This window comes from uncultured Thiodictyon sp., assembly GCA_903837595.1.
Taxonomy (GTDB): Bacteria; Pseudomonadota; Gammaproteobacteria; order Chromatiales; family Chromatiaceae; genus Thiodictyon.
In genome coordinates, this window is record CAILVI010000125.1 from 1 (window position 1) to 3,464 (window position 3,464).

6 protein-coding genes are annotated in these 3,464 nt (G+C 63.1%); 1 reads left to right on the plus strand and 5 read right to left on the minus strand.

Going from position 1 to position 3,464, the window contains the following annotated elements:
* Positions 1-888: 888 nt before the first annotated feature.
* Positions 889-1,224, minus strand: coding sequence for a PhnD/SsuA/transferrin family substrate-binding protein (locus QZY44_RS06715; RefSeq protein WP_295443999.1), 336 nt, complete (start codon positions 1,222-1,224; stop codon positions 889-891).
* Positions 1,225-1,326: 102 nt separating this feature from the next.
* Between QZY44_RS06715 and QZY44_RS06720 the strand changes: the two genes are divergently transcribed.
* Complete coding sequence (locus QZY44_RS06720; protein ID WP_295444001.1) at positions 1,327-1,611, plus strand: arginase family protein; 285 nt, start codon at positions 1,327-1,329, stop codon at positions 1,609-1,611.
* A gap of 82 nt (positions 1,612-1,693) precedes the next feature.
* Here QZY44_RS06720 and QZY44_RS06725 read toward each other — a convergent pair whose 3' ends face one another.
* From QZY44_RS06725 to QZY44_RS06735, 4 genes are all read right to left on the minus strand, one after another.
* Positions 1,694-2,089, minus strand: a complete 396-nt coding sequence (locus QZY44_RS06725; RefSeq protein WP_365303520.1) for a transposase — start codon at positions 2,087-2,089, stop codon at positions 1,694-1,696.
* Positions 2,044-2,346: a winged helix-turn-helix domain-containing protein gene (locus tag QZY44_RS35670; protein ID WP_365303523.1), complete on the minus strand. Its 303-nt coding sequence runs from the start codon at positions 2,344-2,346 to the stop codon at positions 2,044-2,046. Before QZY44_RS35670 ends, QZY44_RS06725 begins: the two co-directional genes overlap by 46 nt.
* A complete protein-coding gene (locus QZY44_RS06730) occupies positions 2,343-2,609 on the minus strand; it encodes a helix-turn-helix domain-containing protein (protein WP_295444007.1) in 267 nt (88 codons plus the stop codon). Before QZY44_RS06730 ends, QZY44_RS35670 begins: the two co-directional genes overlap by 4 nt.
* A 226-nt stretch (positions 2,610-2,835) precedes the next feature.
* The coding region (locus tag QZY44_RS06735) for an STAS domain-containing protein (RefSeq protein ID WP_295444009.1) at positions 2,836-3,464 on the minus strand (629 nt) is incomplete at its 5' end.

Consider the following 3,464-nt stretch of genomic DNA (forward strand, 5'->3'; position numbering starts at 1 on the left):
CCAAGATGGGTACACCCATCTTGGCCTGTGCGGACAGGCCCACGCCGACCGGCGAGGGTCGCCAAAGAAAATCACTCACCATCAAACCTATCAAGGACCCCGCGCTTAACCCGGTTTTACGTTCCACTGCGCCTCAACCCCCTACTTGTAGCGGCCCACAAATATCCGCGCCCCGACCCACAAACATCGCGATTTTCGGCCCACATTAACTGCAAATAAGGGTGGTCCAGGACCCAGATTATTTGCAAATGAGCCCACATTAGCTGCAAACAGCGCGCAAACATCCGCCCCGGCCCAGATTATCTGCAAACGACGCTGGAGCCCCGTGGAGTCGGCCGCCGACAGCGGATCGGTGTTCGCACCAGCGGCCGATGTCCATCCGCTGCTCTGGACGCCCGCGGTTCGACGGACCCATCGGGGTTGAGGAAAAGTGAACTCTGATTTCCGCAACCGGTTCTTCGGACCGGAAAACCGGGCCTTTGGTTGGCGTTGGAGGGCAGGACGGGTGGTCTCCTGATGGTCCGGAAAAACCTCCGTTTCGCCGAACCGACGGTGGCCGGTCGGTGCGGTACGCTGGGGATCGCAGTCAGGCCCAGGGATAGCGACAGGACCGCGTCGAGGGCGCCTTGCCCGGGTCCAGGAGGTCGTGCGGCGCCTTCTGATCCCCCCTGCCGCGGGGGCCGCTCAGGACTAACCCTTTGGTCAATGAAGGTGCCAGCCCCATTTGCAGATAATCTGGGCTGGCGCAGATGTTTGCGCGCTGTTTGCAGTTAATGTGGGCTCATTTGCAAATAATCTGCGTTCGAGACTCCCGTTATTTGCAGTTACTCTGGGCCAGAAATCGCGGTGTTTGTGGGTCGGAGCGCGGATGTTTGTGGGCCGCCACAGCTAGCCACCAAACCCCCGGGCGGCCTCAATGGCCTTGCGCAGTTCTTCGTAATTGCTGTCGTCGGGCGGGAGGAAGCCGTTGCGGTCGATATAGTCCAAGGCGGGTCCCGTCATCGACAGTAGCGTGCTGCGCAGCGCCTCTGCGACTTTGGCATCCAGCCCACTGCGTGCCACCCAGGCTTGAGTGGGACTGGGGAAACGGGCCAGTTCGCGTAGACCATGCTCAACCGCGTATTTTTCAAAGGTCCTCTCGTTAGTGTCGCCGGCATGATAGGCGCCGCTGGCGACGGCAAAGACCACCTTGTCATGGCGGCCCAGGTATTCGTAGCTGGCCAAGTCCTTGGCTTTTCGATTGGACTCTGAGCCAGGGCGTACACATCGTCAGCGCCGCGGCGGTCCACGAGAGCGGACTGCGGACCGCAGGCCGTCGCCGCTCAGGTGCACGCGGTCCTGGGGGCCGGCCCGGCCTATCTCTCGTTCGACATCGATGCCATCGATCCCGGCCAGGCGCCCGGCACCGGCACCCCCGAGGTCGGGGGACTGTTCACCTGGCAGGTCATGGCGATTCTCAGACGGTTGGCGGGGATCGATTTGCGGGGCATGGACCTGGTCGAGGTCGCCCCCGCCTACGACCTGGCCGAAATTACCGCGTTGGCCGGGGCCGCAGTCATCTGGCAGTATCGCTGTCTGCACCCTGAGCCGCTGCCGCACCGACCACCGTAACGCCCAGCGCGGGCCCGGGAGCTGGGCCACCAGCGGGTCGGGTATAGCCCACATACGTGCAAAAATAGGACTTAAACCCCGCCTAGCATGGGATGCGTAGTTTTTCCTCTTCCGGATCGAGGCTCGTCCTGGTCCCAAGCCGGTCGGCGATCGCAAACGGATCGAGGTTGATCGTCTGCGCAAACTCGCGCACGCGCGTGATCAGTTCCTCGGCGCTGGCGTGACAGTGATGATAGGTGACATCCTCGCGCAACCAGCGCCACAGGGCTTCGACCGGCATGAAATCAGGGCTATAACTGGGTAGCGGCAGCAGCGTGATGGCCAGTTCGGCGGCCAGCGCCACCACGGCGTTGGCGCGGTGATAAGGCGCCCCATCCCAGATCAGGACGATCTTGCGGGTCGGCTCACGCTCACGCAGTCGGCGCAAGACCGTCAGTGTGTGCTCGGTGTTGCCGCGTGGAAAGTCCCAGATCGCCACCTGGCCGTGGTTGTAGAAATACAGGAAAACCCGAGGCGCTTGAGCGCCTGGCGGAGCGTTTCCCGACTGACCTGATGCCCAAACTGCGTCTCGATCCATGTCACCAGCCGCTTGAGGGTCCAGCGCAGCGGCGCCGTGTGTTGCTCAAGCGCGCGGCGGGGTACCAACCGCCCGGTCTCCAGGTCCTTTTCCACCGCGGGTGCGGCGGCGGCGGCGAGTCCCGCCCGCCGCAACGCATCGAGCGCCTGCTCTTTCACCTGGCAAAAAAGGGGGTGAGACCACCCGTTTGTTGAAAGACCACCCCGTCGGGACCGGCTTCGTTGTACCAGTGCACCCAACGCATCAGCGTTTGTGCATGGCGCGTCGTTCCCCGCGCAATCGCCGTGACGCCATGTCCCTGCTGGGTCAGCTCGTACAAGGCCAGGAACCGTTCACGGGTGCGCTCATGGGCCGCCGTCAACGCTTCATCCCGCAGATCCTCAGCGGTTTGATTCCACTTGGCAAGATCCAATTTCAGCATACACTCAACGCTTTGCTTTCCGGGTGGCTGCGCCTCCGGACCACGTTCCGTGCGCGGGCTCAACCTTAGCACAAAAACTACACATCTCACTCTGGACGCGGTTTAGCTCGGGTATGCCATGTCCGCTATCTCCGTTGGTCGTCAGACCCCGGTTTCACGCTGGCTGGCGTGACAGTCCGCTACCCAAGGCGGAAGGGAGAAGGACTGATCCTGTTCGGTTTCCCATTCACTGGGTCCGGTCCTCCCAGTCCAGCCATTCCACCGGATAGGTGCTGAGATAGCGGCTGACGGCGGCACCAACGGTCGGATAGAAGGCCGCTTCGCCAAGCTGCGCGAACACCCCGAATCGCTTCAGCTTATCCTTGACGGGGTCCTTCATCTCGGCAAAGCACAGCGTGATGCCCGCCACGTGCAAGGTTTCGTCCAATGCGGTCAGTACGTCGGCGGCGGTGACGTCCACGCTGGTGATCGGTTCCGCTGCAACGATCAGCCAGCGTACCGGCGTGGGTGACGTTGCCACCGCTTCCAGCACCCGTTCATGGAACCACTCGGCGTTGGCGAAGAACAGGGGCGCATCCCAGCGAAACAAGACCAGACCGGGGATGCGGCGCGCGTCGGGATGGCGCGTGATGTCGTGGTAGCCCTTGAGGCCGTCGGCGCGTCCCAGGACCGCGGAGTAGGGGCGCCAGCCATCCCACAGAAACTCGATGACGGCGACGACGATCGCCAGGCCGATGCCTGGAATCGCACCCAGGATGACCACCCCGGCGAGGCAGCCGATGGAGAGCCAGCACTCCCAACGCTGGATGCGGTAGAGGCGACGCAGGCCGGCGATCTCGATCAGGCCGATGGCCG